At 71.0% G+C, this 25,825-nt stretch carries 22 protein-coding genes; 7 read left to right on the plus strand and 15 right to left on the minus strand.

Annotation, left to right across the window (positions count from 1 at the left end; translation table 11 throughout):
* Positions 1 to 45: 45 nt before the first annotated feature.
* From AC1P0E_RS10145 to AC1P0E_RS10155, 3 genes are all read right to left on the minus strand, one after another.
* Positions 46 to 1,305 carry an RNA polymerase sigma factor gene (locus AC1P0E_RS10145; RefSeq protein ID WP_482741838.1) on the minus strand — a complete coding sequence of 420 codons (1,260 nt, stop codon included), beginning with the start codon at positions 1,303 to 1,305 and terminating at the stop codon, positions 46 to 48.
* 247 nt (positions 1,306 to 1,552) lie between these two features.
* A complete protein-coding gene (gene dnaG, locus AC1P0E_RS10150; protein WP_482741839.1) occupies positions 1,553 to 3,457 on the minus strand; it encodes a DNA primase in 1,905 nt (634 codons plus the stop codon).
* Positions 3,458 to 3,491: 34 nt separating this feature from the next.
* Positions 3,492 to 4,757, minus strand: coding sequence for an NAD(P)/FAD-dependent oxidoreductase (locus tag AC1P0E_RS10155; protein ID WP_482741840.1), 1,266 nt, complete (start codon positions 4,755 to 4,757; stop codon positions 3,492 to 3,494).
* Between the two features lie 508 nt (positions 4,758 to 5,265).
* On the opposite strand from AC1P0E_RS10155, the gene AC1P0E_RS10160 reads away from it, so the two are divergent.
* A complete protein-coding gene (locus AC1P0E_RS10160) occupies positions 5,266 to 6,285 on the plus strand; it encodes an ArsR/SmtB family transcription factor (RefSeq protein WP_482741841.1) in 1,020 nt (339 codons plus the stop codon).
* Here the strand turns inward: AC1P0E_RS10160 and AC1P0E_RS10165 are convergent.
* The gene (locus AC1P0E_RS10165; protein ID WP_482741842.1) at positions 6,257 to 7,618 is read right to left on the minus strand and encodes a deoxyguanosinetriphosphate triphosphohydrolase; all 1,362 of its coding nucleotides are present in this window, start codon (positions 7,616 to 7,618) and stop codon (positions 6,257 to 6,259) included. The two genes, AC1P0E_RS10160 and AC1P0E_RS10165, sit on opposite strands and share 29 nt — an antisense overlap.
* 36 nt (positions 7,619 to 7,654) lie before the next feature.
* Entirely contained in the window at positions 7,655 to 8,557 is a 903-nt protein-coding gene (locus AC1P0E_RS10170; RefSeq protein ID WP_482741843.1) for a sirohydrochlorin chelatase, read from the minus strand.
* 225 nt (positions 8,558 to 8,782) lie between these two features.
* On the opposite strand from AC1P0E_RS10170, the gene AC1P0E_RS10175 reads away from it, so the two are divergent.
* From AC1P0E_RS10175 to AC1P0E_RS10185, 3 genes are all read left to right on the plus strand, one after another.
* On the plus strand, positions 8,783 to 9,556 hold the full coding sequence (locus tag AC1P0E_RS10175; RefSeq protein ID WP_482741844.1) for a SanA/YdcF family protein: 774 nt from the start codon (positions 8,783 to 8,785) through the stop codon (positions 9,554 to 9,556).
* A 72-nt stretch (positions 9,557 to 9,628) separates the two neighbouring features.
* The gene (locus AC1P0E_RS10180; RefSeq protein WP_482741845.1) at positions 9,629 to 10,405 is read left to right on the plus strand and encodes a glucose 1-dehydrogenase; all 777 of its coding nucleotides are present in this window, start codon (positions 9,629 to 9,631) and stop codon (positions 10,403 to 10,405) included.
* Positions 10,406 to 10,555: 150 nt separating this feature from the next.
* Complete coding sequence (locus AC1P0E_RS10185) at positions 10,556 to 12,697, plus strand: molybdopterin oxidoreductase family protein (protein WP_482741846.1); 2,142 nt, start codon at positions 10,556 to 10,558, stop codon at positions 12,695 to 12,697.
* Here the strand turns inward: AC1P0E_RS10185 and cutA are convergent, their stop codons facing one another.
* The 8 genes from cutA to AC1P0E_RS10225 all read right to left on the minus strand — a co-directional run bounded on the left by cutA (position 12,698) and on the right by AC1P0E_RS10225 (position 21,091).
* Entirely contained in the window at positions 12,698 to 13,027 is a 330-nt protein-coding gene (cutA, locus tag AC1P0E_RS10190) for a divalent-cation tolerance protein CutA (RefSeq protein WP_482741847.1), read from the minus strand. It lies immediately after the preceding gene.
* Positions 13,028 to 13,161: 134 nt separating this feature from the next.
* The gene (locus AC1P0E_RS10195; RefSeq protein ID WP_482741848.1) at positions 13,162 to 14,718 is read right to left on the minus strand and encodes a M28 family metallopeptidase; all 1,557 of its coding nucleotides are present in this window, start codon (positions 14,716 to 14,718) and stop codon (positions 13,162 to 13,164) included.
* Between the two features lie 269 nt (positions 14,719 to 14,987).
* The gene (locus AC1P0E_RS10200) at positions 14,988 to 15,569 is read right to left on the minus strand and encodes a peptidase inhibitor family I36 protein (RefSeq protein ID WP_482745710.1); all 582 of its coding nucleotides are present in this window, start codon (positions 15,567 to 15,569) and stop codon (positions 14,988 to 14,990) included.
* 393 nt (positions 15,570 to 15,962) lie between these two features.
* Positions 15,963 to 16,604 carry a hypothetical protein gene (locus AC1P0E_RS10205; RefSeq protein WP_482741849.1) on the minus strand — a complete coding sequence of 214 codons (642 nt, stop codon included), beginning with the start codon at positions 16,602 to 16,604 and terminating at the stop codon, positions 15,963 to 15,965.
* Positions 16,601 to 16,819, minus strand: coding sequence for a hypothetical protein (locus tag AC1P0E_RS10210; RefSeq protein ID WP_482741850.1), 219 nt, complete (start codon positions 16,817 to 16,819; stop codon positions 16,601 to 16,603). The genes AC1P0E_RS10205 and AC1P0E_RS10210 overlap by 4 nt, the downstream gene beginning before the upstream one ends.
* Positions 16,816 to 18,702: an ABC transporter ATP-binding protein gene (locus AC1P0E_RS10215; protein ID WP_482741851.1), complete on the minus strand. Its 1,887-nt coding sequence runs from the start codon at positions 18,700 to 18,702 to the stop codon at positions 16,816 to 16,818. The genes AC1P0E_RS10210 and AC1P0E_RS10215 overlap by 4 nt, the downstream gene beginning before the upstream one ends.
* Entirely contained in the window at positions 18,699 to 20,438 is a 1,740-nt protein-coding gene (locus tag AC1P0E_RS10220) for an ABC transporter ATP-binding protein (RefSeq protein WP_482741852.1), read from the minus strand. Before AC1P0E_RS10220 ends, AC1P0E_RS10215 begins: the two co-directional genes overlap by 4 nt.
* 17 nt (positions 20,439 to 20,455) lie before the next feature.
* Entirely contained in the window at positions 20,456 to 21,091 is a 636-nt protein-coding gene (locus AC1P0E_RS10225) for an NADPH-dependent FMN reductase (RefSeq protein WP_482741853.1), read from the minus strand.
* Positions 21,092 to 21,213: 122 nt separating this feature from the next.
* On the opposite strand from AC1P0E_RS10225, the gene AC1P0E_RS10230 reads away from it, so the two are divergent.
* The 3 genes from AC1P0E_RS10230 (at position 21,214) to AC1P0E_RS10240 (ending at position 23,685) form a co-directional block, all read left to right on the plus strand.
* On the plus strand, positions 21,214 to 22,020 hold the full coding sequence (locus AC1P0E_RS10230; protein WP_482741854.1) for an aminotransferase class IV: 807 nt from the start codon (positions 21,214 to 21,216) through the stop codon (positions 22,018 to 22,020).
* Between the two features lie 217 nt (positions 22,021 to 22,237).
* Complete coding sequence (locus AC1P0E_RS10235) at positions 22,238 to 22,897, plus strand: hypothetical protein (RefSeq protein ID WP_482741855.1); 660 nt, start codon at positions 22,238 to 22,240, stop codon at positions 22,895 to 22,897.
* 158 nt (positions 22,898 to 23,055) lie between these two features.
* Positions 23,056 to 23,685, plus strand: a complete 630-nt coding sequence (locus tag AC1P0E_RS10240) for a class F sortase (RefSeq protein WP_482741856.1) — start codon at positions 23,056 to 23,058, stop codon at positions 23,683 to 23,685.
* A gap of 41 nt (positions 23,686 to 23,726) precedes the next feature.
* Here the strand turns inward: AC1P0E_RS10240 and AC1P0E_RS10245 are convergent, their stop codons facing one another.
* Together AC1P0E_RS10245 and AC1P0E_RS10250 are read right to left on the minus strand one after the other, a co-directional pair.
* Positions 23,727 to 23,927: a hypothetical protein gene (locus AC1P0E_RS10245; RefSeq protein WP_482741857.1), complete on the minus strand. Its 201-nt coding sequence runs from the start codon at positions 23,925 to 23,927 to the stop codon at positions 23,727 to 23,729.
* A gap of 47 nt (positions 23,928 to 23,974) precedes the next feature.
* Positions 23,975 to 25,702 (minus strand): ferredoxin reductase family protein, encoded by a 1,728-nt coding sequence (locus AC1P0E_RS10250; RefSeq protein WP_482741858.1) that lies wholly within the window; start codon positions 25,700 to 25,702, stop codon positions 23,975 to 23,977.
* Positions 25,703 to 25,825 lie beyond the last annotated feature (123 nt).

Below are 25,825 nucleotides of genomic sequence, written 5' to 3' on the forward strand. Positions count from 1 at the left end.
CCGGCCGGTGTCTGCGGACGGCGCTTTCCCGAAGCTCGGCCGGGGTCAGTCCAGGTAGCCGCGCAGCTGGTCGGCGAAGGCGTGGTCGCGGAGCTTGTTGAGGGTCTTCGACTCGATCTGGCGGATGCGTTCGCGTGTCACGCCGAAGAGGCGGCCTATCTCCTCCAGCGTGCGCGGCCGGCCGTCGGCCAGGCCGTACCGGAGCTGTACGACCTTGCGTTCGCGCTCACCGAGCGTGGAGAGCACGGCCTCCAGGTGCTCGCGCAGGAGGAGGAACGCGGCCGATTCGACGGGGGACGCGGCGTCGCCGTCCTCGATGAGGTCGCCGAACGCCACGTCGTCCTCCTCGCCCACGGGCGACTGCAGCGACACCGGTTCCTGCGCGAGGCGCAGGACTTCGCTGACCCGCTCGGGGGTGAGTTCGAGGTGCGTGGCGACCTCTTGGGGAGTCGGCTCGTAGCCGCGCTCCTGGAGCATCCTGCGCTGGACGCGGACGACGCGGTTGATCAGCTCGACGACGTGGACCGGGACGCGGATGGTACGGGCCTGGTCGGCCAGCGCTCGGGACATGGCCTGGCGGATCCACCAGGTCGCGTACGTCGAGAACTTGTAGCCGCGGGCGTAGTCGAACTTCTCGACGGCGCGGATGAGGCCGAGGTTGCCCTCCTGAACCAGGTCGAGCATGGTCAGGCCGCGGCCGACGTAACGCTTGGCGACGGACACGACGAGGCGCAGATTCGCCTCGATCAGGCGGCGTTTGGCCATCCGGCCCATGACCACGAGTTTGTCGAGGTCGACGGCGAGCCGGGAGTCCAGGTCGGGGGTGCTGCTGAGCTTCTCCTCGGCGAACAGCCCGGCTTCGACCCGGCGCGCCAGGTCCACCTCTTCGGCCGCGGTGAGGAGGGGGATGCGGCCGATTTCGCGCAGGTACTGGCGGAAGAGGTCGGAGGAGGGGCCTCCGCTGTCGGCGCGGGGGTTGCGCCGCCGCTCGGACGCATCCGGTGTTTCGGGGGCGTCGGCGGGGTCCTCGACGAGGACTTCGGCGTCCGCGAGTTCGGCAGGCTCGGCTTCGGGGCGGAGTTCGCCCCGGCTCTGCGGAGGGACCGTCGCGATGACGTCGGTCAACGTCTGGGTCTGGGTCTGCACGGGGGCGACCTCCAGGGTGATCGCTGCCGGTTCGGGGGCGTGCGGCAGCGGGACGGGAGCGGCGACCGGGCCGCCGTCCGTCCCGTACACGATGAGCGGATCCGCGGGTGTGTGAGGCCCACTCGGCGTGGGCCGGCCGCGCTCCGAGGACTCAGGCACCGCCACCCAGTGTGGGGTACGACACATCGCTGCCACGAGGGGCGTGCGGTGACTTTTTGAGTCCGGTCCGTTACGGGATGGGTACGGGGGGCTTCCTCCCCCACGAGCCGCCCCTTCCCACTGCAAGCTTCACGGCTCCGCCCCACGGGCCTTCGAACGCCGGACGGGCTGACAGGTGCGAGGGGGCGGGCAGGGTCACAGCGGGAAGGGGCGAGTAGGGGGCGGCGCCACAGGCAGGGCGTCGGCGTCAGAGTGCGGCGGCGCCGTGGTTGCGCAGGGACTGGGCGTACTGCTGGAGGACCCACAGTTCGTTCTGTACGGCGGCGAGTTGCTCCGGGTCGGCGTGCGGGCCGCCGAGGCGGGCCAGCGTGCCCTGGACGTCCAGGATGCGGCGGTCGACCGCGCGCAGGCGGACGCGGATCAGCTGCTCGCCCGCGTAGATCTCGTCGACCGTCTTACGCATGATCGGCTCGACCGCGAGCTCCGTGACCAGCGCGCGCACCGTGTCGTTGGGCGCCGCCTCGCGGACCTGCGCCAGGTAGTCCGACGCGTTCTGCGCGCCCTGCTCCGCGCCGCCCGCCTCCTCGATGACCTGGCGTACCGCGGCGTACGGCGGGGCGGTGAACTCGTCGGCCCCGTACGCGTCGAAGGCCGGGGAGACCAGCTCGGGCCGCTGGAGCGCGAGCTTCAGCAGCTCGCGCTCCGTGCGGTGCGCGGGGCTGCGCAGATTCAGCGCCGGGCCGCTCGGGACGGCCGGTGCCGCGTCGTACGAGGCAGTCGCCCGCCGCTCCTGCGCAGTCGCGGGGCCGCGTCCGCCCCGGTCGCGCGCCCAGCGGGCGAGCTGCGCGACGCGCTTGACCACGAACTGGGTGTCGAGGATGCCGAGGATGCCCGCGAGCTGGACCGCGGACTCGTGCTGGATCGCGATGTTCTTAATGTTGGCGACGATCGGCGCGGCCTCGTCGAGCGCGGCGGCCCGCCCCGCCGGGGTTTCGAGGTTGTGCCTCGACACGACGTGGCGGATCGCGAACTCGAAGAGCGGCGTACGCGTCTCGACCAGCGACGCCACCGCCGCGTCGCCCTTCGCGAGCCGCAGGTCGCAAGGGTCCATGCCGCCCGGCGTGATCGCGATGGACGTCTCGGCGGCGAACTTCTGGTCGTCCTCGAACGCCCGCAGCGCCGCCTTCTGGCCGGCCGCGTCACCGTCGAAGGTGAAGACGACCTCGGCCGAGGCGTTGTCCATGAGCAGCCGGCGGAGGATCTTGATGTGGTCGCCGCCGAACGACGTACCGCAGGTGGCGATCGCGATGGTGACGCCGGCCAGGTGGCAGGCCATGACGTCGGTGTACCCCTCGACGACGACCGCCCTGCTGGTCTTGGCGATCTCCTTCTTGGCCAGGTCGATCCCGTACAGCACCTGCGACTTCTTGTAGATCGCGGTCTCGGGGGTGTTCAGGTACTTCGGCCCGTTGTCGTCCTCGCGCAGCTTGCGCGCGCCGAAGCCGACGACCTCCCCCGTGATGTCGCGGATCGGCCACATCAGGCGGCCGCGGAAGCGGTCGATGGGGCCGCGGCGGCCCTCCTGGGAGAGGCCGGACAGGGTCAGCTCCTTGTCGGAGAAGCCCTTGCCGCGCAGATAGCGGGTGAGGTGGTCCCAGCCGGCCGGACTGTAGCCGACGCCGAAGTGCTGCGCGGCGCTCTGCTCGAAGCCGCGCTCGGCCAGGAACTTGCGGCCGATCTCCGCCTCGGCGGAGTCGAGCTGCTCGACGTAGAACTGCGCGGCGGCCTTGTGCGCCTCGACCAGGCGGACGCGCTCGCCGCGCTGGTGCGTGGGGTTGTAGCCGCCTTCTTCGTACCGCAGGGTGATGCCCGCCAGAGCGGCGAGGCGCTCGACCGTCTCGGAGAACGACAGATGGTCGATCTTCATCACGAAGGCGATCGTGTCGCCGCCTTCCTGGCAGCCGAAGCAGTGGAAAAGACCCTTGCTCGGGCTGACCTGGAAGGACGGGGACTTCTCGTCGTGGAAGGGGCACAGGCCCTTCAGATTGCCGCCGCCGGCGCTGCGGAGCTGGAGGTACTCGGAAACAACGGCGTCGATCGGGACCGCGTCCCGGACCGCCTTCACGTCGTCATCGTTGATCCTGCCTGCCACGCGTGAAGTGTACGGCGGTGCTCGGACACTCCCGTCAGCCGATCAGGGAGGCCAGGTCCACCGACGGGTCGGAGAGCGCGTCGCTGTCCACCCGGGCCCCGGAGCGGATCAACGCCTGGATGGTTTCGGTGACATCCCACACATTCACGTTCATCCCTGCCAGCACCCGCTGGTCCTTCAGCCAGAAGGCGATGAACTCCCGCTTCCCCGCGACGTCGCCGCGGATGACGACCTGGTCGTACGTCCCGGGGGGCGCCCAGCCGGAGTACTCGAGCCCCAGGTCGTACTGGTCGGAGAAGAAGTAAGGGATCCGGTCGTACGACACGTCCTGGTCCAGCATCGCCCGGGCGGCGGCGGGGCCGCTGTTCAGCGCGTTGGCCCAGTGCTCGACGCGCAGCCGGGTGCCCAGGAGCGGGTGCTGGGCCGCGGCTACGTCGCCGGCCGCGTAGATGTCCGGGTCGGAGGTGCGCAGCGCGGCGTCGACCGCGATGCCGCCACCGAACGCCCGGTCCACGAGGGTGAGGCCGGCGGCCTCGGCCAGCGCGGTGCGCGGGGCGGCTCCGATCGCCGCGAGGACGTCATGGGCGAGGTGCTCCACGCCGTCGTCGGTACGGGCGGCGAGGACCATGCCGTCCTGGCCGGTGATCTCGGTGAGGCGGGCGCCGAAGTGGAAACGGACGCCGTGGTCGCTGTGCAGGTCGGTGAAGAGCTGGCCGAGTTCGGGGCCGATGACCTGGTGAAGGGGGGTGGGCTCGGCTTCCACGACCGTCACCTCGGCGCCGTAACCGCGCGCGGCGGCCGCGACTTCCAGCCCGATCCAGCCGGCCCCGGCGATGACGATGTGCCCGTTGTCGCGGCCGAGGGAGGCCAGTACGCCGCGCAGTCGGTCGGCGTGGGCGAGGCGGCGCAGGTGGTGGACGCCGGCGAGCCCGGTGCCGGGGATGTCCAGGCGGCGCGGTTCGGCGCCGGTGGCGAGCAGCAGCTTGTCGTAGCGGACGGCGGTGCCGTCACCGAGGCCGACCGTCCTGGTTTCGCGGTCGAGGTACACGACGGACTGGCCGAGGTGCAGTTCGATGTCGGCCTGGGCGTACCAGCCGGGTTCGTGGACGAAGACGCTGTCGCGTTCCTCCTTGCCGGACAGGAACCCCTTGGACAGGGGAGGGCGTTCGTAGGGATGGTCGCGCTCGTCCCCGATGAGGATCACCCGGCCGGTGAACCCCTCGCTGCGGAGAGTTTCGGCGGCCTTCGCCCCCGCCAGTCCCCCACCGACGATGACGAACGTCAGATCTGCGTCGACCACTTGGTGCCTCCTCTGTGCTGCCCACACGCTAGGCCGCCGTATTCGAGCGTCCCGCACAGAGCGTGATGGGGGAAGAGGGGGGTGTGCTGTGGGCGTGTCGCAGAGGTGTCCCGGAGATGGCGGGCAGGGGCGGACGACCGGTGACCGCGCAACAATCCACGGTGCCGGGAGGGGACGTGCAGGGGCGCGCCCGCAGGGCGTCGAACGCAACCACCCCAACGAAAACCGAGTACCCGAACGTTCGACGCCCGAGGAGACGCCCCGGCGCGGCACCGACCCCAACGCCCCGCCCGGACCCCGGGCACGCAAGAGGTGGCCGCGGACGTCTCCCCCGTTGACAGCCCGCGGCCACCACGCGACAAGGGTCACGCCGATGTGGACATCGCGCGGGGCTTTCGTGCACAACGCAAACGGAACGCACAGTTCCGACCATTGGTGACTACGCTTTTACCCGCTGGAGTTGCCTGAGAGCGCAGAGCGCGGGGAGAGGACGGGACATGGGGGGCGTATGTTACGCATCCACTTCACCACCGAGGACCTGAACCGACTGCGGGTGGCCGCGCGGCCGGACCCGCTGTGGGAGATCGTGAACAGCCTTCACCTGCTGCAGAACCGGCAGGGCGCACTGGTCTTCGACCCCTGGCGGCGTGAGGTGCGGGCGGCGATCGCCCGCGCGGGACTCACCGGGACAGTGGCTTCGCTGCACCGGCTGTGCCCGTGTGCGGCGTACCTCCCGGACTTCCTTACGCCGGGCCGTGGCATCCCGGACCTGGAGACCGGCCTGGACCAGGTGCTGTCCACGCCCGCGTCCAGGATGCGCGCGGAACTCGGGCGGCTCTTCGCGGACGGCCCCGCGCCCCCGGTCGCCCGGCGGCTGGCGGAAGGGGACGTGGAGGCGCTGGAGCGGCTGGGCGACGCGTTGCGCCGTTACTACGCGATCGCGGTGGAGCCGTACCTGGATGTGATCAGTTCCGCGGTCGACGCCGACCGTCCCGCGCGGGCCGAGGCGGCTCTGTCCCACGGCCCCGAGGGCTTGCTGGCCAGCTACCACGATTTCGCCTGGCGTGACGACGGCGTGCTGGAGACCGGCTATCCGGTGGACAGCGAACTGGAACTGGCCGGACGTTCGCTGACGATGATTCCGTCGTTCTTCTGCATCCGGCATCCCGTCGCGCTGGCCGACCCGGAGCTGCCCCCGGTGCTGGTCCACCCCGTGACGCCCGACCCCGGGTGGCTGGCCCTCTCCCGGGGGCACGGAGTGGACGGTCCGGGCCCCCGGGCGGCCGAGCGGCCGGTGGCGCACCTCATCGGCCACACCAGGGCGGCGGTGCTGGAGATGCTGGAGCGGCCGATGACCACGACGCAGCTCGGCGGCGTACTGCGGCTGACGCTGTCGACGGCGAGCCGGCACGCGACGATCCTCCGGGAGGCCGGGCTGGTCGCCTCGGAGCGGCGCGGCAGCCGCGTCGTGCACCGGCGGACCGCTCTCGGTGACGCGATCATGGACGGTGGCCCCTTGCGGCCGTGAGCCGGGCGTGCAGCGACCGGGCGGCGGCGTCCGTGAAGCACGCGATCTGGTCGACGATCACCCGCTTGCGGGCCCGGTCGTCGGCCGCCTCGGCGAAGAGCGCGCGGAACTGGGGGTCGAGGCCCTCGGGTGCGCGGGCCGTGAGGGCCTCGGCGAGCTCGGCGATGACGATGCGCTGGTCGGCGCGGAGCCGCTCCTGCTCGTCGCGCTGCATGACGTAGCGGTCGGCGACGGCCTTGAGGACCGCGCACTCGTGGCGCACCTCGCGCGGGACGACGAGCTCGGCGGCGTACCTCGTGAGCCTGCCGGTTCCGTACGCCTGGCGGGTCGCGGCCTCGGCGGAGAGGCAGAAGCGGCCGATGAGCTGGCTGGTGGCGTCCTTCAGCCGGGCCTGGGCGACGGCCGAGCCGTCGTAACCGTGCGGCCACCACTCCTCGTCGAGGAGACGGTCGAGCGCCGCCGCCAGCTCCTCCGGACTCGTGTCCTCCGGTACGTATCTGCCGATGGCCACCGCGAAGATCTCCTGGCGCTCGGGCTCGGCGAACAGGAAGTTGGGGTCGAGGTGGCCGGCGTGCAGGCCGTCCTCGAAGTCGTGCACCGAGTACGCCACGTCGTCGGACCAGTCCATGACCTGGGCCTCGAAGCACTGGCGGTGGCCGGGCGCGCCTTGGCGGACCCAGTCGAAGACCGGCAGGTCGTCCTCGTACACCCCGAACTTCAGCGAGCCGGGGTCGGTGGGGTGGGCGCCGCGCGGCCAGGGGTATTTGGTGGCGGCGTCGAGGGCGGCGCGGGTGAGGTTGAGACCGACGCTGACCATCTCACCGCCCGCCCGGGACCGTACGAACCGCTTGGGTTCGAGGCGGGTCAGGAGGCGCAGCGACTGGGCGTTGCCCTCGAAGCCGCCGCAGTCCTTGGCGAAGTCGTTGAGTGCCTGCTCGCCGTTGTGCCCGAAGGGCGGGTGGCCCATGTCGTGTGAGAGGCAGGCCGCCTCGACGAGGTCCGGGTCGCAGCCGAGGGCCGCCCCCAGCTCACGGCCGACCTGGGCGCATTCGAGGGAGTGCGTGAGGCGCGTGCGCGGACTGGCGTCCCAGACCTGGCTGCTGGAGCCGGGGGTGACCACCTGGGTCTTGCCGGCGAGGCGGCGCAGCGAGGCGGAGTGCAGCACGCGCGCGCGGTCGCGCTGGAAGGCGGTCCTGCCGGGCCGTTTGTCGGGCTCGGTGGCCCAGCGCTCGGTGGCGGCCCCGTCGTACAGGGCGGCGTCGAGGACGCCGTGGGGCTGGACGTCGGCGTGTCGGTCTTCGGCGTGCGGGGCTTCGTGCGCTGTGCCTTCCATGCACCGACAGTAAACGGAGCCGGTGACAGTCGGGGCTCAGGCGGAGGCCAGTTGGCGCCGGAGCACCAGGGAACGGGTGGCGAGAGCCTGGTCGTAACGGAGCAGGACGAGCCGCGCCAGCGCGGGATGGGCGCCGAGCGGCGCGGCCGCGATCCAGGGCGCGGCGGCGGCGCTCTGCGTGGCAAAACGGCCGGGGGCGGTGAAGTACGAGGCGACGGCGGCCCGGTGGCGGCCGCGCGCGGCGAGGGCGCGCAGGGCCTCGGGGACGGTGGGGGAGGCGGCGGAGGCGTAGGCGGGGACGACGGGGACTCCGCCGAGGCGTTCGCTCAGCAGCGCGGCGGTGCGGCGGGTGTCGGCGGCCGATTCGGGGTCGCGGGAGCCGGCGGCGGCGAGGACGACGCCGCTTCCCCGGTGCGCGGCGTCGGAGGCCCGCCAGCCGGCTTCGGTGAGGCGGGCGTACAGCGCCTCGACGAGGAGGGGGTGCGGCCCGAGGGGGGCGGCTGTTCGGGTGCGCAGGTGGGGAGCGGTGGCGGCGGCCTGCGGCAGGTCGCACTTGACGTGGTAGCCCCGGCCGAGCAGCAGCGGTACGAGCACGGCCTCGCCGCCCCGGTCGAGATCGGCGAGTGTGTCGGGCAGCAGCGGCTCGTTGAGTTCTATGTGCCCGAGCCGTACGTCGAGACCCGGGCGCAGCTCGCGCACGCGCTCCAGCAGCGCGGTGACGGTGCGCAGTGCCATGGGGTCGCGGCTGCCGTGGGCGACGGCGACGAGGGTGGGCGCCGACGGAGGCCGGGGCGGGGGTATGAGTGGGGTCATCTCTCGGCGGGTTCCGTTCAGGGAGACGTGCCTCAGCTGGGTGCCGAGCTGGGTGGTGATGCGGGTGAGCAGTTGCGCCGTGCTGTCGAGAGGAAGTGACTCGCGGTGTGCTGCCGACTCCGTCATGAACCGATACTGCCGGGCGCAGGTTGCGGCCTCGTTGCGCGGGCGTGACGGGTGTTTTCGGTGGCCTCACGGTGCCGGTGCGGACGCCGACAGGAGGGGCCGTTTCTTTTCCTGCCCCGCCCCGCGACGGTGCCCAGCACGTAATGGAACGCCGGCCGCGTCGCTACAGGGGCCAGAATTGTCTCGACATGGCGAAATCATTCCAGTCGGGGGGCAGGCAAAGGCATGCGATTTTCCTGGGGCAAGGCACGGGGCGAGGCACCGCACGATGCACGGGGCAAGGCACGTACCGAGGCGCCGCGACGAGCCGGCGGACGACTGAAACGCCCGCGTCTCATACCCCGCACCCGCCGCGCCCAACGGCGTACCCTCCAAGCCCTCATGCTCGCCAGCGTGCTCGCGCTCGCGCCCGCGACCTGGCTGCACGCCGTCGCCGACAGCCGGGTCCGGACGACGGCCGACGCCCCCGCCCGTGACGTGGTCGTCGTCTTCGGGGCGGGCCTGTGGCAGGGCGGCCCGTCGCCGTACCTCGCGAACCGACTCGACGCCGCAGCCGAGCTCTACCGGGCGGGCAAGGCGAAGGTCGTGCTCGTGACCGGCGACAACAGCCGGACGGAGTACGACGAACCGGACGCCATGCGCGCCTACCTCGTCGCGCACGGCGTGCCCGGCACGCGCATCGTCAGCGACTTCGCCGGCTTCGACACCTGGGACTCGTGCGTACGCGCCAAGAAGATCTTCGGGGTGGACCGGGCCGTGCTGGTGAGCCAGGGGTTCCACATCCGCCGGGCGATCGGACTCTGCCGGGCCGCCGGCGTCGACGCGTACGGCGTCGGCGTCGACGCCCGGCGCGACGCGACCTGGTACTACGGCGGCGTACGGGAGATTCTCGCGGCCGGCAAGGCGGCGCTCGACGCCGCGACCGAACCCGATCCGCGGTTTCTGGGGCGCCAGGAATCCGGTGTGACCGAAGCGCTGGCAGAGGCGTCGGGGCGCTGACACACTGACGGCGGTCGCTTTTAGTATGCCGAATAGGCATAGGTTGGTTCGAGTGAGCAGGGGTTGGTCGCCGTGTCTGCTGCCGTCGTTGATCTGAGCAACAAGGTCGTCCTCATCACCGGCGGAGCCCGCGGCCTCGGTGCCGCCGTCGCGCAGGCCGTCGTCGACGGCGGCGGGAAGGCCGTGATCACCGACGTACTGGAGGAGGAAGGCGCCGCGACCGCCGAGAAGCTCGGCGAAGCGGCGCGTTTCGTCCGGCACGACGTCACCAGCGAGAGCGACTGGCAGACCGCGCTCGACTTCGCGGTCGCAGAGTTCGGGAAGATCGACGGCCTGGTCAACAACGCCGGGATATCCGCCGGACAGTTCCTGGAGCACGAGACGGTCGATCACTTCCGCCAGGTCGTCGAGGTCAACCTGGTCGGGGTCTTCATCGGGATCAAGGCCGCGATTCCGCTGATGCGGGCGGGTGGCGGCGGGTCCATCGTCAGCATCTCGTCGGCGGCCGGCCTCACCGGCCTCGCGCTCACCGCCGGCTACGGCGCGTCCAAGTGGGGCGTGCGCGGCCTGTCGAAGATCGGCGCGGTCGAATTGGCGGAGGCGAAGATACGGGTCAATTCGGTGCATCCGGGAATGACGTACACCCCGATGACCGCCCCCGTCGGCATCCGGACCGGCGAAGGCAATTACCCCGGCGCCCCCATGGGGCGGGTCGGCGTACCCGAGGAGATCGCGGCCGCGGTGGCGTTCCTCCTGTCCGACGCGGCGGCGTACATGACGGGCTCCGAGCTGGCGGTGGACGGCGGCTGGACTGCCGGAATGACGGTCAGGTACCTCACGGGGCAGTAGGGGGGCACCTCGCCGCAGGCCGCAGCGGCGCCGGTGCCTCCGGGCAGCCGAGTACCTCACCGGGCGGAGGTGGCGGCGCGGAGCCCGGCGTACCGGGGGCGTAACACCCGGGCGCCCGTCGCCGTAACACCGCCGTCGCATGCTGACGGCATGCCCCGCACTTCCGCCGCCCCGCCCCCATCCCCGCCCCCGCCCCTCACCCCCACGCACTGCCCGTACTGCGCGCTCCAGTGCGGAATGAACCTGCGCGCCGCAGCGGACAGCGCCTCGGCGAGCAGCGAGGTCGTGGAAGTCGTCGAGCGTACGGACTTCCCCGTGAACCGGGGCGCGCTGTGCGGCAAGGGCCGTACGGCGCCCGCAGTGCTCTCCTCCCGGGTGCGCCTGACCGAGCCGCTGGTCCGACGCCCCGCCACAGGCAGGCTCGAGCCCGCCACCTGGGAGGAGGCCCTCTCGAAGATCGCGGAGGGACTCGGCCGTACACAAGAGGTGTACGGCCACGACGCCGTCGGGGTCTTCGGAGGCGGCGGCCTCACCAACGAAAAGGCCTACGCGCTCGGCAAGTTCGCCCGCGTCGCGCTGGCCACCTCGCAGATCGACTACAACGGCCGCTTCTGCATGTCGTCCGCCGCCGCCGCCCACCAGAAGGCCTTCGGCCTCGACCGCGGCCTGCCGTTCCCGCTGGAGGACATCCCGCGCACCGGCTGCGTGATCCTCGTCGGCTCGAACCTCGCGGAGACGATGCCGCCCGCGCTCCGCTACCTCACGGAGCTGAAGGAGAACGGCGGCACGCTCGTCGTCATCGACCCGCGCCGTACGCGCACGGCCGAGCAGGCGGACCTGCATCTCGCACCGCGCCCCGGAACCGACCTGGCGCTCGCGCTCGGACTGCTGCACATCGTCGTCGCCGAAGGCCGTACGGACGAGGAGTTCATCCGGGCCCGTACGGCCGGCTGGGACGAGGCGCGGGCCGCCGCGATGGCGCACTGGCCCGAGCTCGTCGAGCGCATCACCGGTGTCCCGGTCCCCCAGCTCCGCGACGCGGTACGGATGTTCTGCGACGCCGGGACCGGCATGGTCCTCACCGCGCGCGGCCCCGAGCAGCAGTCCAAGGGCACCGACACGGTCGGCGCGTGGATCAACCTCTGCCTGGCGACCGGCCGGGCCGGCCGCCCGCATTCCGGCTACGGCTGCCTCACCGGCCAGGGCAACGGGCAGGGCGGTCGCGAGCACGGCCAGAAGGCCGACCAGCTGCCCGGCTACCGCAAGCTCACCGACCCGGCCGCGCGCGAGCACGTCGCGGGGGTGTGGGGCGTGGACCCGGACAGCCTTCCCGGTCCCGGACGCAGCGCGTACGAACTCCTCGACGCACTCGGCGGCGACATCAAGTCCCTCCTCCTGATGGGCTCGAACCCGGTCGTCTCCGCGCCCCGCGCCGCCCACATCGAGGAGCGCCTGCGCTCCCTGGACTTCCTCGCCGTCGCGGACGTCGTCCTCTCCGAGACGGCGGCGCTCGCGGATGTCGTCCTGCCCGTCACCCAGTGGGCGGAGGAGACCGGTACGACGACGAACCTGGAGGGGCGGGTGCTGCTGCGGCGCAGGGCGATCGACCCGCCGCCCGGCGTACGTACGGACCTGGAGGTACTGCACTCCCTCGCGGCGCTGCTCGGCCACGAGAAGGGCTTCCCCGTCGACCCGGAGGAGGTCTTCGACGAGCTGCGCCGCGCCTCGGCGGGCGGGCCGGCCGACTACTCGGGCATCTCGTACCGCCGGATCGCCGAGGAGGACGGGGTCTTCTGGCCCTGCCCGGACACGGCCGCGGGTGACGACCACCCCGGTACGCCGCGCCTCTTCCTCGACCGCTTCGCGACCGAGGACGGCCGGGCTCGCTTCGTCCCCGTCGTACACCGGCCGGCGGCGGAGGAGACGGACGCCGAGTACCCGGTTCTGCTCACCACGGGCCGGGTCGTCGCCCAGTACCAGTCCGGCGCCCAGACCCGCCGCGTCGACGAACTCAACGCGGCCGCGCCCGGCCCCTTCGTGGAGCTGCATCCACGGCTCGCGCAGCGACTGGGCGTGTCCGAGGGCGAACGGCTGACTGTGGTGTCGCGGCGCGGGCAGGCGGTGGCCCCGGCACGGATCACCGATGCGATCCGCTCGGACACGGTCTTCATGCCGTTCCACTGGCCGGGCGAGGGCCGGGCCAACAGCCTGACGAACCCGGCGCTGGATCCGACGTCACGTATGCCGGAGTTCAAGGTGTGCGCGGTACGGATCGAACGCGCGCAGCGGTGATCAGAGGCCGGCGGTCTCCTCCCCCACCCACGCCAGGTACTCCGCGCTGCCGCGCACCACAGCCGTGGCGATGATCTCGGGCGTCTCGTAGTCATGGGCGCTCTTGATGTACGCCTCCAACTCCTCGTACCGCCCGCCCGCGGTCTTGAACACCACCTGCCACTCCTCGGCGGTCTCCACCGCCCCCTCCCACCGGTAGACGGAGGTCACGGGCCCGCCGACCTGCGCACAGGCCGCCAGCCGCGCATCGACGGCCCCACGCGCGAGCGCCAGCGCCTTCTCCCGGCTGTCGGTGGTGGTCAGTACGCTCAGCCATTCGGCCACTGTCACGGACGTTCTCCTGACTGACGAACTTCTGCCGGAATGGTGCCATGTGGCAGCACGCACGCCGGCCCCGGCCGCGGGCAGGAACACACCCACGGCCGGGGCCTCGTGCGACGTGCGGCGGTTACGATCCGCTACGGCTACTCGCTCACATGGTGGTCGTGCCCGTCGTGCAGGCCGCCGCCGCTGCCCGCGTCGCCGCCGGTCGGGACCGACTCGACCGGGACGGACAGCGGGCCGAGGTCGTGGGCGTAGTGGCCTACGGCGTCGGCGATGATGTCGATGTTGACGTCGAACGCCTTCATGTCGATGTTCTTGATGTCGTCGCCGGCGGCGTGGTAGTTCGGGTCGTACGCGACGCCCGCCGTGCCGCCGAACTTGGCCGCCTGGGCTGCGGTCTTGATGCCCTCGGCGCCGGTGAAGGTGCCGCCGGAGGGGATACCCACCTCGATGAAGGGCCCGTAGTCGGAACGGCCGGTGAAGTCCGTGCCCTCGTGCGGGATCTTCTTGGAGTCGAGGAAGTCGTTGATCCCCTTCTCGATCTGGGCGGAGCCCTCCGGGCCCGGACCGGCGCCGACACCGTCGGAGTCGTCGCCGTCGTACACGAAGTAGCCGGCGTTCGGCGAGGCGATCATGTCGAAGTTCAGGTAGAGCTTGATCTGCTTCTTCTGCTCCTCGGTGAGCGAGGCGACATACGCCTCGGACCCGAGCAGGCCGAACTCCTCGGCCGACCACCAGGCGAACTTCACCTTGTTCTTGGGCTTGGCGTGCGTCTTGGCGAGTTCCAGGGCGACCTGGAGGATGCCGGCCGAGCCGGAGCCGTTGTCGTTGATACCGGGGCCCGCGGCGACCGAGTCGAGGTGGGCGCCGAGGAAGACGGTGTTGTCCACGTCCCCGCCCCGGGTCTCCGCGACGACGTTGTACGTGGTGCGGTTCTCGCGCAGCTCACGGACGTCGAGCGTGACGCTCACCGGGCCCTTGGCGGCGTCGGCGGCGAGCGCCTCGCCGTTCGCCTGGGTGATACCGCCGGTGGGGACCTTGCCGAGGGTGGGGTCGCCGATGGTGCCGTTGAGTTCGCCCGCGGTGTTGTTGTAGATCACCGCGCCGACCGCGCCCGCGTCCGCGGCGTTGGCCTGCTTGGTGGCGAAGGTGCAGCCACCGCGCTTGATCAGGGCTATCTTCCCGGTGAAGGCGCCGGAGGCGAAGTCACCGGCCTCGCAGCCGTTCGTGCCGTCGGGGTCCACAGGGGCGACGGCGAGCGGCGCGGTGACACCGCCCGCGGGCGAACTGGCGGTGTACGTCATGAGCTTGACGGGCACGTCGCGCGGCGCGGGCGAGACGACCTTGAGGCTCTCCTCGATGGTCTCGACGTACACGAAGTCGAACTCGTGTCTGGAGACCTTGTAGCCGGCCAGCTTCATCAGGGCCTCGACGTACTGGGCGGACCGCTCGTACCCCTGCGAACCGGCCACCCGGTTGCCGTCGTTGTGGTCGGCGATCTTCTGCAGCACCTGAAGGTGCCGGTAGGCGTCCTTGGCCGTGGACTCCTTCACCAGCTTGCGAGCCAGCGCATCACCCCGGTGGGGGGCGGATCCCGTCACACTGCCGGCGGTGGCCGGCCCGGAGAGCAGGAGCGGAGAAACCAGTGCTGCGGCCACCAGGGTTGTGGTGGCCGCGGCTATACGGCGTGAGGGCATGGAAATCCTTCCACGTCATTCGGGGGTTAGCACCGCGGGGGGTGCTGAGTTGAGGCACGTTAAGCGCCATGGAACCCCGTTGACCAGAGGTCTGCCGTCCCGGACAAGTGAAATCCGCGCCGCACCGGCCAGGATCACCGCCTCGATCCGCTCGGAAACGATCTCCATACCGCCCCACCGGCCGGGCCGGGCCGGGCGAGGGCCGGGCCGGCGGTTGTGCACAGCAGTGAGTCCTCGCCGGCCGGCGAGGACTCACCCGCTGTTTGCTGCTAACAGGGTTTGACGTACCAGATCGGGTCCCAGTTGAAGCTCGGGTGATGACTGGGTGCGCCGAGCGTCGTATAGACGACGTTACGGTTACGGTCCTTCAACTGCGCGCGCGTTCCCGAGGTCTGATTGTTGTAGAAGGATCCGCGACCCGTCCAATTCGTCAGCGCGTGGTCCCTGCAGTAGAAGAGGGAAAGCCGATCGCCCGTTCCGTTCTCACCTCTGTACATGCAGAAGTTCTCGTAGGCGCATTCCCACGCTGCCGCAGTCCGGGCACGGTTCGGTGCGCCCAGGTCACGGGCGTACTTCTCACCGGGTACTGTCACGATCAGACTTGCCCCGCTGTTCAGGTCAATTCTGTTGGCCGAGACCTGCCGCCCGTCCCCTTCGCGGAGGTACTTGTCCACCTTGGCCTGCAGGGCGCCGGCCTGCTTGGCACTGAGCCCGGCATTCGCGGTTTGCACCTGGAATTTCGTTCCGGCCGGGCTCTGCATGGTTTCGGCGGATGCCGGGCCTGTCATTCCTACGGCGGCCAGGGCAACGGCTGAAACCAATGCCAATACCGCACTGAATCTTCTGCGCATCGAAATCACGTTCCGCTCATTCGGAGGCATGACGGATTCACTGTGTCGACCCCTCATTCGAGCGGCAAGGCCGCCCACCGACGTATACGCGCTATCTGGCCACCGAAGCCGCTGGGCTCGACCTGCGGGTAAGCGGGGCCCCGGCAGACTCGCCCAGCCCACCCGCAACACCGGCGGATCATTGGTCCTGGCGTGTGACCTGGACTGCGGGGCTCTGCGATGCACGGAGCCGTTCGGCGTCGGCCGGCTGTCCGGTCGACGTGCTCGATTGGCCGGGAAGGAGCCCGTTGCCCCCCTCAGACGCTTGGCGTCAAGTCTGCGGCGCCGACCAGCAGCGCATCGCAGGCACCTCCCCAGGGCGGATTTACTGACGGCCGTCTCTCAACTGGCCGCTCATCGCCGGTTCGTAACCTGGTCGAGGTGGCTCAACCGGAGCGGAAAAGCCTCCGCCATACGGCTCCAGCCGTGGCCGCCGAAGTGCACTGAGCACCACGAACCGTCGACGAATCCAATCTCGTGGTCACCGCCCGCCACGTCGCTTCGGTCGCGGATCCAGGTCACGTTGCGAAGATCCGTGGCCCATCCCACCTCGGCCGGACCCACCCGGCCTCTGAAGGAGCGCGCACAGGACACGTACACGAGTTGTACGCGGCGGTCGGTGACTTGCAACATCATGGCCGTGCTGTTCTTTGTCCGAGGCAGTACGGCGCGGGCCAGGTGGCCGGCCATGCTGTTCCAGCCGCCGTGGAACGGCTTGCCCGGCTTCTTCTTCTCACGCCAGAAAACTGCTTCGAAGAACGCCTCGAACGGGTTCCACGTGATGGCGTAGAGTCTCGCGGCCGCCTCCACGGGGAGCATCAACCAGCTCCCGAGCGTGCGGCGCTCGAATCGCAGAGCGCGCGGACGGCGAAAATAGCCAGGCCGCGGCGCCCTGTCAGCCAATGAGAGCCCGTGGTCATCACGCAGCACCTCACCCGACGGTACCAACGCCCTCGCCCGCTCGACCGTGTCCCAGTTCCGCTCCGTGATTCTCACCCGAAATCATCCCTCACAGTCCTGGCCGCACTCGAAGGAGTCGCGTCCGTACGCTCGTCGAGACACGAGCCCTCGTGGATCGCGCCGGCCGGGTCCCCGCCGATCACGTCCTTGACGGCGCCCTTCACGCGGTGTGTATGGCCGAACTCATCGTGCTTCTCCGTGCCGCGAACGTAACGCCCGAGGCCACGGGTGATCGCAGCGGGGTCACTCACGCCGCCGTCGCCGTCGCGAACTGTGACGCGTGCAGCCGGGCGTATGCGCCGTTCGTTGCCAGCAGTTCGTCGTGCGTTCCCTGTTCGACGATCGCGCCGTCCTCCATCACCAGGATCACGTCGGCGTCGCGGATCGTGGAGAGGCGGTGCGCGATGACGAAGGAAGTGCGTCCCGCGCGAAGGGAGTTCATCGCGCGCTGGATGAGGACCTCCGTGCGGGTGTCCACCGAGCTGGTCGCCTCGTCCAGGACCAGGATGGAGGGTGCGGTGAGGAAGGCGCGGGCGATGGTGAGGAGTTGCTTCTCGCCGGCGCTGAGGTTGGCGCCCTCCTCGTCGATCACCGTGTCGTACCCGTCGGGCAGGGTACGGATGAAGCGGTCGGCGTACGTCGCCATCGCGGCCTCGACCACACGTTCGCGCGGGACGGGGGCGTCGCCCGTGACGCCGTACGCGATGTTGTCGGCGATCGTGCCGCCGAACAGCCAGGTGTCCTGGAGGACCATGCCGATGCCGGACCGCAGGTCCTCGCGGGTCATGGCGGCGATGTCGGTGCCGTCGAGGGTGATCCGGCCGCCCGTCACCTCGTAGAAGCGCATGAGGAGGTTGACGAGTGTGGTCTTGCCCGCGCCCGTCGGGCCGACGATGGCGACCGTCTGGCCGGGTTCGACCTTCAGGGTCAGGTCCTCGATGAGGGGTTTGGCCGGCTCGTAGCGGAAGGCGACGTTCTCGAAAGTGACCTTGCCGGTGAGGCGGGCGGGGCGCAGGGGTGAGGTCGGCGGCGCCGACTCCTCCTCCGCGTCCAGGAGGTCGAAGACGCGCTCGGCCGAGGCGACGCCCGACTGGAGCAGGTTCGCCATCGCCGCGACCTGTGTGACCGGCCCGTTGAACTCGTACGAGTACTGGATGAATGCCTGGATGTCGCCGATCGAGAGGGATCCGGACGCTACGCGCAGGCCGCCTATCACCGCGATCAGGACGTAGTTGAGGTTGCCGACGAAGGACATGGCGGGCTGGATGACGCCCGAGATGAACTGGGCCTTGAAGCTCGACACGTAGAGGGTCTCGTTGTGCTCTTCGAAGGTACGGATCGCCTCCTCGCGGCGGCCGAACACCTTCACCAGGGCGTGCCCCGTGTACATCTCCTCTATGTGGCCGTTGAGCTTGCCCGTCACCGCCCATTGCTTGACGAACTGCGGCTGGGCGCGCTTGCCGATGACCACGGCGCCGAAGACCGACACCGGCACGGTCGCCAGCACCACCAGCGCCAGCAGCGGCGAGATCCAGAACATCATCGCCAGTACGCCCACGATGGTCAGCAGCGCCCGCAGCATCTGACCGAAGGCCTGCTGCATGGTCTGCGTGATGTTGTCGATGTCGTTGGTGGTGCGGGAGAGGATTTCGCCGCGCGGCTGCTTGTCGAAGTACGACAGAGGCAGTCGCGCCAGCTTCGTCTCTGCCTGCTCGCGCAGCCGGTAGCCGACGCGCTGCACGACCACCATCACCAGCCGCAGTTTGACCCAGATGAAGAGAGCGGAGCCGGCCGTCACCGCGAGAGCCAGGGAGAGGACCTCCCCCACCGCCCGGAAGTCGATGCCGGCCGGACCGGTGGCGCCCGCCACGACGAGGTCCGTCGCGTGGCCGAGGATCTTGGGGCTCAGTACGGCGAGGGCGACGGCCACCACACCCGCCGTGAGGACGACGAGGAGCAGGGGGCGCTCGGGAGCCATCGCCTTCAGCAGACGCAGGCCCGATCCGAGGAAGTCGATGGAGCGTTCGACGGGCGGGGCGGCGGGGGTGCCGGGGATGCCCCGCTGCGGGGCGGGGCCCTTGCGCTCGGGGACGGCGCGGGAGGCGGGGCGGGAGGCGGGGCGGTCCGTACTCATGCGGCTTCCTCCTCGGAGATCTGGGAGAGGACGATCTCCCGGTAGGTGTGGTTGTCCCGCATGAGCTGCTGGTGGGTGCCGGTGCCGACTACCCGGCCCTCGTCGAGTACGACGATCCGGTCGGCGCCCCGGATCGTGGAGACGCGCTGGGCGACGATGACGACGGTCGCGTCGGCGGTCTCCCTGGCGAGCGCCGCCCGCAGCGCCGCGTCGGTGGCGTAGTCGAGGGCCGAGAAGGAGTCGTCGAAGAGGTAGATGCCGGGCTTGACGACCAGCGCCCTGGCGATCGCGATGCGCTGGCGCTGGCCGCCGGAGAAGTTGCTGCCGCCCTGTGCGACGGGCGCGTCCAGGCCTTCGGCGAGGGCCTCGACGAAGCCCCTGGCCTGTGCGGTGTCCAGTGCGTGCCACAGCTCCTCGTCGGTGGCGTCGGGATTTCCGTACCGCAGATTGGACGCGATCGTCCCGGAGAAGAGGTACGGCTTCTGCGGTACGAGGCCGACCGTGCGGGACAGCACCTCCGGGTCGAGGTCCCGTACGTCGACTCCTGCGACCCGCACCTCGCCGCCCGTCGCGTCGAAGAGCCTCGGAACGAGGCCGAGCAGGGTCGTCTTTCCGCTGCCGGTGGAGCCGATGACCGCGGTGGTGCGGCCGGGGCGCGCCGTCAGGTCGACGCCGCGCAGCACCGGTTCCTCGGCGCCCGGGTAGCTGAAGTCGGCGCCGCGGATGTCGAGCCGGCCGCGCAGCTTCTCGCTGAGGGCGGTGACCGGCGCGGCGGGCGTCACGACGCTGGACTCGGTGGTGAGGACTTCGCTGATGCGCTCGGCACTGACCGCGGCGCGCGGCACCTGCATCATCAGGAACGTCGTCATCATGACGGCCATCAGGATCTGCATCAGATAGGAGAGGAAGGCGATGAGCGAGCCGATCTGGAGCTCGCCGGATCCGATGCGGTGGCCGCCGACCCAGATGACCGCGACGGTCGCCAGTTCCCAGACCAGTACGACCGCGGGCATGGTCAGAGCCATCAGGCGCCCGGCCCGCAGGGCGACGTCCATCAGTTCGGCGTTGGCATCGGCGTAACGGCGCTGCTCGTGCTCGTCCTTGACGAAGGCGCGGATGACGCGGATGCCGGTGATCTGCTCCCGCATCATCCGGTTGACCTTGTCGACGCGCTTTTGCATGCCGCGGAAGAGGGCCGGCATCCGGCGGATGACCAGCCACACGACCCCGGCGAGCAGCGGTACGAAGATGAGCAGCAGGGCGGCGAGCGGGACGTCCTGGCTGACGGCCATGACGATGCCGCCGACGCACATGAGGGGCGCGGCGACCAGCATGGTCAGGCCGAGCACCGTCAGCATCTGGATCTGCTGTACGTCGTTGGTGGTGCGGGTGATGAGGGACGAGGCGCCGAAGCGGCCCACTTCCCGTACGGAGAAGTCCTGCACCCGGGAGAAGACGGCGGAGCGCAGATCGCGGCCGACGCCCATCGCGACGCGGGCTCCGAAGAAGACGGCGGCCGCGGCGGCGAGGATCTGGACGAGGGTGACGGCGATCATGACGCCGCCGGTGGACAGGACGTAACCGGTGTCGCCCGTGAGGACGCCGTTGTTGATGACGCCGGCGTTGAGGGTGGGCAGGTAGAGGGTGGCGAGGATCTGGACGAGCTGGAGTACGACGACGAGGGCGATGGTCCGGGCGTAGGGGCGCAGTTGGGTGCGCAGGAGTCGGATCAGCATGGGGTACGTCCGCCGCCTCAGCCGGTGTACGGACGGATGGACTTGGCGTCGCGCAGGGCGTGCGCCCACCACGTGAGCTGGTTCAGCAGGGCCTTTGCGGCGGTGTTGGGGGCAGACGGGTCCGTGTGCTGTCCGTCCTCGTCGAAGTGGGCCCAGGCGCCGTGGAAGCTGACGGTGTCGCGGATGGTGGTGGCGTGCATCTCGGCGAAGACCTGGCGCAGTTGCTCGACGGCGCGCAGGCCGCCCGACATGCCGCCGTAGGAGACGAAGCCGACGGGCTTGGCGTGCCATTCGCTGCCGTGCCAGTCGATGAGGTTCTTGAGGGAGGCGGGGAAGGAGTGGTTGTACTCGGGGGTGAGGACGACGAAGGCGTCGGCGGCGGCGAGGCGGGGAGAGACCTGGGCGAGTACGGCCTTGATCTCGTCGGACGGGTTGAAGGAGAGGGCGGTCGGCAGGTCGATGTCGGCCAGGTCGATCACATCGATGTCGAGGTCGTCGTGCGTGGCGGCCCGGGAGACGAACCAGTCGGTGATGACGGGGGCGAAGCGGCCCTCGCGGTTGCTGGCGACGATGACGGCGACTCGCAGCCGCTCGGCGGAGGTGGCCGTGGAAGGGGTGTTGACCTGGGCGGATTCGTGCGTCGTGAGGTCCATGACGCAAGACTCGTACCTCAACCAAGCTTGAGGTCAAGCCGTCCTGGCGGTCTTCTTCCAACTCGCGCCTGGCGACGGCCCGTACGGCCCGTACGCCCCTCTACCGTGTCTACGGTGGTCGCATGACCACATCTCCCGCATCCCACGCTCCCCACATCGAAATCGACGGCCGCAGAGCCACCACCGCGGACGACCTCCTCGTCCCCACCCTGTACGGCGGTTACGCCCACTTCACCGCGATGCAGGTCAGGGACCGTGGGGTGCGCGGACTGGGCCTGCACCTCGCGCGGCTCGACGCCGCCACCCGGGAGGTGTTCGGCGCCGGGCTCGACGGGGAGCTGGTGCGCGAGCGGCTGGGCCACGCGCTCGACGGGGCGAGGCGGTACGACGCCGCGGTGCGCGTGTACGTGTTCTGGGCTCCCGAAGCGGAGGAGGCCACCCTGATGGTCACCGTCCGCCCGCCCGCCGCCATGTCGCCGACACCGCAGGCCCTGATGTCGGTCCCGTACGAGCGCCCCTTCCCCCACGTCAAACACCTGGGCGGCTTCGCCCAGACCCACTACGGCCGGCTCGCGCGGCACGAAGGCTTCGACGACGCGCTGCTGACCGGGCCGGGCGGGGTGGTCGCGGAGGGAGCGATCACCAATATCGCCTTCTACGACGGGACTTCGATCGTCTGGCCCGATGCGCCGTCGCTGCACGGCATCACCATGGCACTGCTCGAATCCCGCCTCCCGGAGTCCGGCCTTCCGTCGGTGCGTGGCCCGGTGACGCTGGACGGCCTCGGGTCGTACCGGGCCGCGTTCGTCACGAATTCGCAGGGCGTCGCGCCGGTGCGGCGTATCGACGACACGGAATTCGCGGTCGACGAGCAGCTGATGAAGACGGTCGTGTCGGTGTACGAGGCGACGCCCCGGGACCACGTCTGAGGCGTCCCCGGACGCCCCCGGTCACCCATTCGGTGTGCAGGGGCGGGGTGGACAGTCGGTCCGCCGCTGCCCGGGTGCTGACCTGGGTGAACGGGGCGATGGCGGGGCACGGGGCCTCGGCCCGGCAGGCAATCTGACCGCGCCTCAGCAGGCGCCGGTCGCGTACGGCCACTTATCTCGGAGGGAGTGCCGTACCGACGCTTCCGGGAGGATCACCATGCGCCCTGCACTTCTGCTGACCGGTACCGCGCTGGCGGCCGCCGTGATCGGCCTCGGCGCAGGTCCGGCGTACGCCGAGAACGACACGCCGCCCGACACGCTGGAGGTGTACCCGGCGACCGCGGGCCCGGGCGCGACCATCACGGTGAACACCACCGCCTGCGGCTCCGACAGCGGCGGCACGGGCGACGCCAACGCGGTGGGAGCGGGCGACTTCTCTCTGCAGCCCGCCACCCACAAAGAGGTGGTGACCGGACAGTTCAAGCTTCCCCCGGACGCCCCGGAGGGGGCCCACGACATCGCGGTGGCCTGCGACAACGGCAAGACCGCCGAGGGAACCCTCACCGTGACCGCCGGTCCGGGGCCCGATCCCACCCACGACGATCCGGCCCACGACGATCCGGCGTACCGCGATTCGGCCCACGAGGACCCGGCGTACCGCGATCCGGCCCACGACGACCCGGCTCACCACAAGCCGAGCCACCACGAGCCGGCCCACAAGCCCACGCACCCCACGGGCCACGTCAGGACCGGTCTCGGCGGGTCCGCCGGCTCCGACACCACCCAGATCGCGGCGGGTGTGGCCGTACTGGCCGCGACCGCCGTCGGCGGTACCTGGCTCCTGCGTCGCCGGGCGAGCGGCACGCGGGAGCGCTGACCGGGCCGGCCCCTGCCGGCCCGTACCCGTACCGCCGGAGTTCCCCGTGCCTCCGCCCTGGCCCCGAGCCGGGCGGGGGCACGCGGGGCGTACGGCCCGGCGACCGGGCCCTGGACCGGACTTGACCGGACCGGACTGGACTGGAGGGGTGATCCACGATGACGGACCTGCGTACGAAGTGCGGTCTCGTCGCCATCGCCATCTGCACCGGCCTCTGGCTGATCCAGAACGGCGCCGCGGGCCAGGACCCGCCCCGCCCGTCGTCCGCCGAGGCGTTCGCCGCCGGGTCCGAGCACGTCCCGAGGAGCACGGTCCCGCCGGCGCGGCCGCTGCGGCCCTCCGAGCCGGTACGGATCCGGATCCCGGCCGTACGGGTCGACGCCCCCGTCATGCGGCTCGGCCTCGGCCCCGACGGGAGTCTCGACGTACCGCCGGCCGGGAACAGCAACATCGCCGGCTGGTACAAGGACGGCACCCCGCCCGGCGCCAAGGGCACGTCGGTCGTCGCCGGGCATGTCGACAACGCGCGGGGGCCGGCCGTCTTCTACCACCTCGGCTCACTGCGGAAGGGCCACACCATCGAGGTGGAGCGCAAGGACGGGCGTACCGCCGTCTTCACGATCGACGCCATCGAGGTGTACGACAGCGAGGACTTCCCCGAGCAGCGGGTGTACGCCGCCTCCGGGCAGGCGGAGCTGCGGGTGATCACCTGCGGCGGCACGTTCTCCGAGAAGACCGGCTACCGGGGAAACGTGGTGGCGTACGCGCACCTGACGGCGGTGCGATAGGTGCCCTTTACGTCCACTGGAGAGAGTGGGTGTGGCGTCCATCAATCCCTGGAGAGTTGCGCGACATCTGCGGTACCGGCGGACGGGGCCCGGTCGGGGGCGGCGGGTGCGGCCGGTGCGACGGTGACCGAGAGGAACGTCGCGGCGAGCGCGCTCGCGCCGAACAGCCCGGCGGCGAGCTGCCTGCGGGCGCGGTCGGTGGGGCGGGGGCCGACGTGACGCGGTCTGCGGTGACGAGCCATCAAGGTTTCCTCGGATCGGGCATCGGGCATCGGGATCGGTTCGGGCATCAGAAGCTGAAGCACTCGGAGTGGATACGTCCGGCGGGTACGCCGGCCCTGGTCAGCGCGGCCGTCGCCGCTTCGGCCATGCGGGGCGGGCCGCACAGGTAGACGTCGTGTTCGGCGATGTCGGGAACGAGATCGCGCAGCGCCTGGGGGGCCAGCGGGTCGAACGCGGCGTCGGACGGGCCGAGAAGGTAGTGCAGTCCCGCCCGCCGGCTCCTGGCGATCTCCTCCAGTTCGTCCCGGAGGACCAGCTGGGCGGCGTTGTTGGCCCGGTAGAGGAGAGTGATGTCGCCTGGACCGCCGGGAAGCGTCTCGAAGAGCGCGCGCATGGGGGTGATGCCGACGCCTCCGGCGAGCAGCAGTACCTTGCGGCGCGTGCGCTTGTGCGCGGTCATCGCGCCGAACGGGCCCGTCGCGAGGACGCGCGTCCCCGGCTTGAGGCGGCGGATGCGGCGGGTGTGGTCGCCGGCCGCCTTGACCGTGATCCGCAGGGTGTCGTCGCGCACCGGCGCGGACAGCGAGAACGGCAGGGCGGTGTGCCAGATCCTGCGCTGCAGGAACCGCCACCGGAAGAACTGCCCCGGCTCGACGCGCAGTTCCTCCAGCCCGAGGCCCTGCATGAGGACGGACACGACGTCCGGCCCCTCGCTGCGGACCTCGATCACGCGCAGGCTGTGGCGCAGGGCCTGGCGTACGGGGACGACGCCCCGGTACCAGACGAGGAGGACGGCGACGGTGGCGTGCATCATCGCCCACAGCCAGACCGTCACCGCGCTGCCGGCGATGTCGGGGCCGACGAGCTGGTGCGCGAAGGACAGCGCGGCGCCGAGGTACGTGAGCAGGTGGACCGCGCGCCAGGTCTCGTGCGGGACCCGGCGGCGCACGGCACGGGCCGAGGTCACGCCGACGGCCACCAGCAGGCCCGTACCGGCGGTGGCGGCGGCGATTCCGCCGTACCCGAGGAGGTCCTTGGCCGCGGCGAGGAGGTCGGTGCCGGTGTGGGCGGCGTGGCCGCAGAGGGCGAGAAGGGCGTGGCCGAGGCAGAGCGAGAGGACGTACCGGCCGCCGAGGGCGTGCCAGCGGGCGAGCCGGTCGGCGCCGACGCCGTGCTCGACGGCGGGCACGCGGGCCATCAGCAGGATCATGACGAGGATGCCGTAACCGGCGAGGAGACCGGTGAGATGCGCGCCGGTCGCGAACAGGACGTCGAGCCGCGCGGACGGTTCCGCCTGCGCCCCCCACATGCCACCGACCAATCCGGCCCCGGCGATGATTCCCGCCCGCATCCCCTCGGGCCCGACTCGCACGGGCGCGGGGAGGGGCTGGAGCAGGGGCCGGCCATCGGGCTGCGGCTTGGGCTTGGGCTTGGGCTTGGGCTTGGGCTTGGGCTTGGGCTTGGGTGGGGGTGCCGCTGCGGGGTCTGGGGCGGGCGTGGGCGTGATGGTGGCCGGCCGTGCAGTGGTGCCGGCTCCGGGCGGGGCCTTTGGTTTCGGGGGTGCCGCCGGGGGGTTCGCCGGCGGTAGTGGCGGGCCCCAGGGGGTGCCCGGCGCCGGGGGTCTGGCGTCGTCGCCGCCCGGCGGCGGGCCGGCTCCCTCGCCCGCAGCAGCCGCTCGGCGGCGGCGCGTGCCTTCCTTCGCCCGCGACAGGTACGCCGACAACGCCGGGTACGCCTCGGGTGGCGGCGCCTGCGGCGGATGCATCTGCGGGGGGTCGGTGGCCTCGATCGTCACGTTCGACAAACTAGGCGCAGTCACGCCCCCGAAACCCCTGGTCAGCGGCCGTGAGGTGATCCTTAAGGCCGCCTTGAGGATCGGCTGACCGCTCATTAAGCCTCGGCGCCCGTCTCCAGGTGG

Source organism: Streptomyces sp. TRD_SC_5, from assembly GCF_056836825.1.

Coding starts and splice junctions, on each gene's coding strand:
- AC1P0E_RS10160 (WP_482741841.1), top strand. CDS start 5,266: ATGTTACGCATCCACTTCACCACCGAGGACCTGAACCGACTGCGGGTG.
- AC1P0E_RS10165 (WP_482741842.1), bottom strand. CDS start 7,618: ATGGAAGGCACAGCGCACGAAGCCCCGCACGCCGAAGACCGACACGCC.
- AC1P0E_RS10170 (WP_482741843.1), bottom strand. CDS start 8,557: ATGACGGAGTCGGCAGCACACCGCGAGTCACTTCCTCTCGACAGCACG.
- AC1P0E_RS10175 (WP_482741844.1), top strand. CDS start 8,783: ATGCGATTTTCCTGGGGCAAGGCACGGGGCGAGGCACCGCACGATGCA.
- AC1P0E_RS10185 (WP_482741846.1), top strand. CDS start 10,556: ATGCCCCGCACTTCCGCCGCCCCGCCCCCATCCCCGCCCCCGCCCCTC.
- AC1P0E_RS10195 (WP_482741848.1), bottom strand. CDS start 14,718: ATGCCCTCACGCCGTATAGCCGCGGCCACCACAACCCTGGTGGCCGCA.
- AC1P0E_RS10200 (WP_482745710.1), bottom strand. CDS start 15,569: ATGCGCAGAAGATTCAGTGCGGTATTGGCATTGGTTTCAGCCGTTGCC.
- AC1P0E_RS10215 (WP_482741851.1), bottom strand. CDS start 18,702: ATGAGTACGGACCGCCCCGCCTCCCGCCCCGCCTCCCGCGCCGTCCCC.
- AC1P0E_RS10220 (WP_482741852.1), bottom strand. CDS start 20,438: ATGCTGATCCGACTCCTGCGCACCCAACTGCGCCCCTACGCCCGGACC.
- AC1P0E_RS10225 (WP_482741853.1), bottom strand. CDS start 21,091: ATGGACCTCACGACGCACGAATCCGCCCAGGTCAACACCCCTTCCACG.
- AC1P0E_RS10230 (WP_482741854.1), top strand. CDS start 21,214: ATGACCACATCTCCCGCATCCCACGCTCCCCACATCGAAATCGACGGC.
- AC1P0E_RS10235 (WP_482741855.1), top strand. CDS start 22,238: ATGCGCCCTGCACTTCTGCTGACCGGTACCGCGCTGGCGGCCGCCGTG.
- AC1P0E_RS10240 (WP_482741856.1), top strand. CDS start 23,056: ATGACGGACCTGCGTACGAAGTGCGGTCTCGTCGCCATCGCCATCTGC.
- AC1P0E_RS10245 (WP_482741857.1), bottom strand. CDS start 23,927: ATGGCTCGTCACCGCAGACCGCGTCACGTCGGCCCCCGCCCCACCGAC.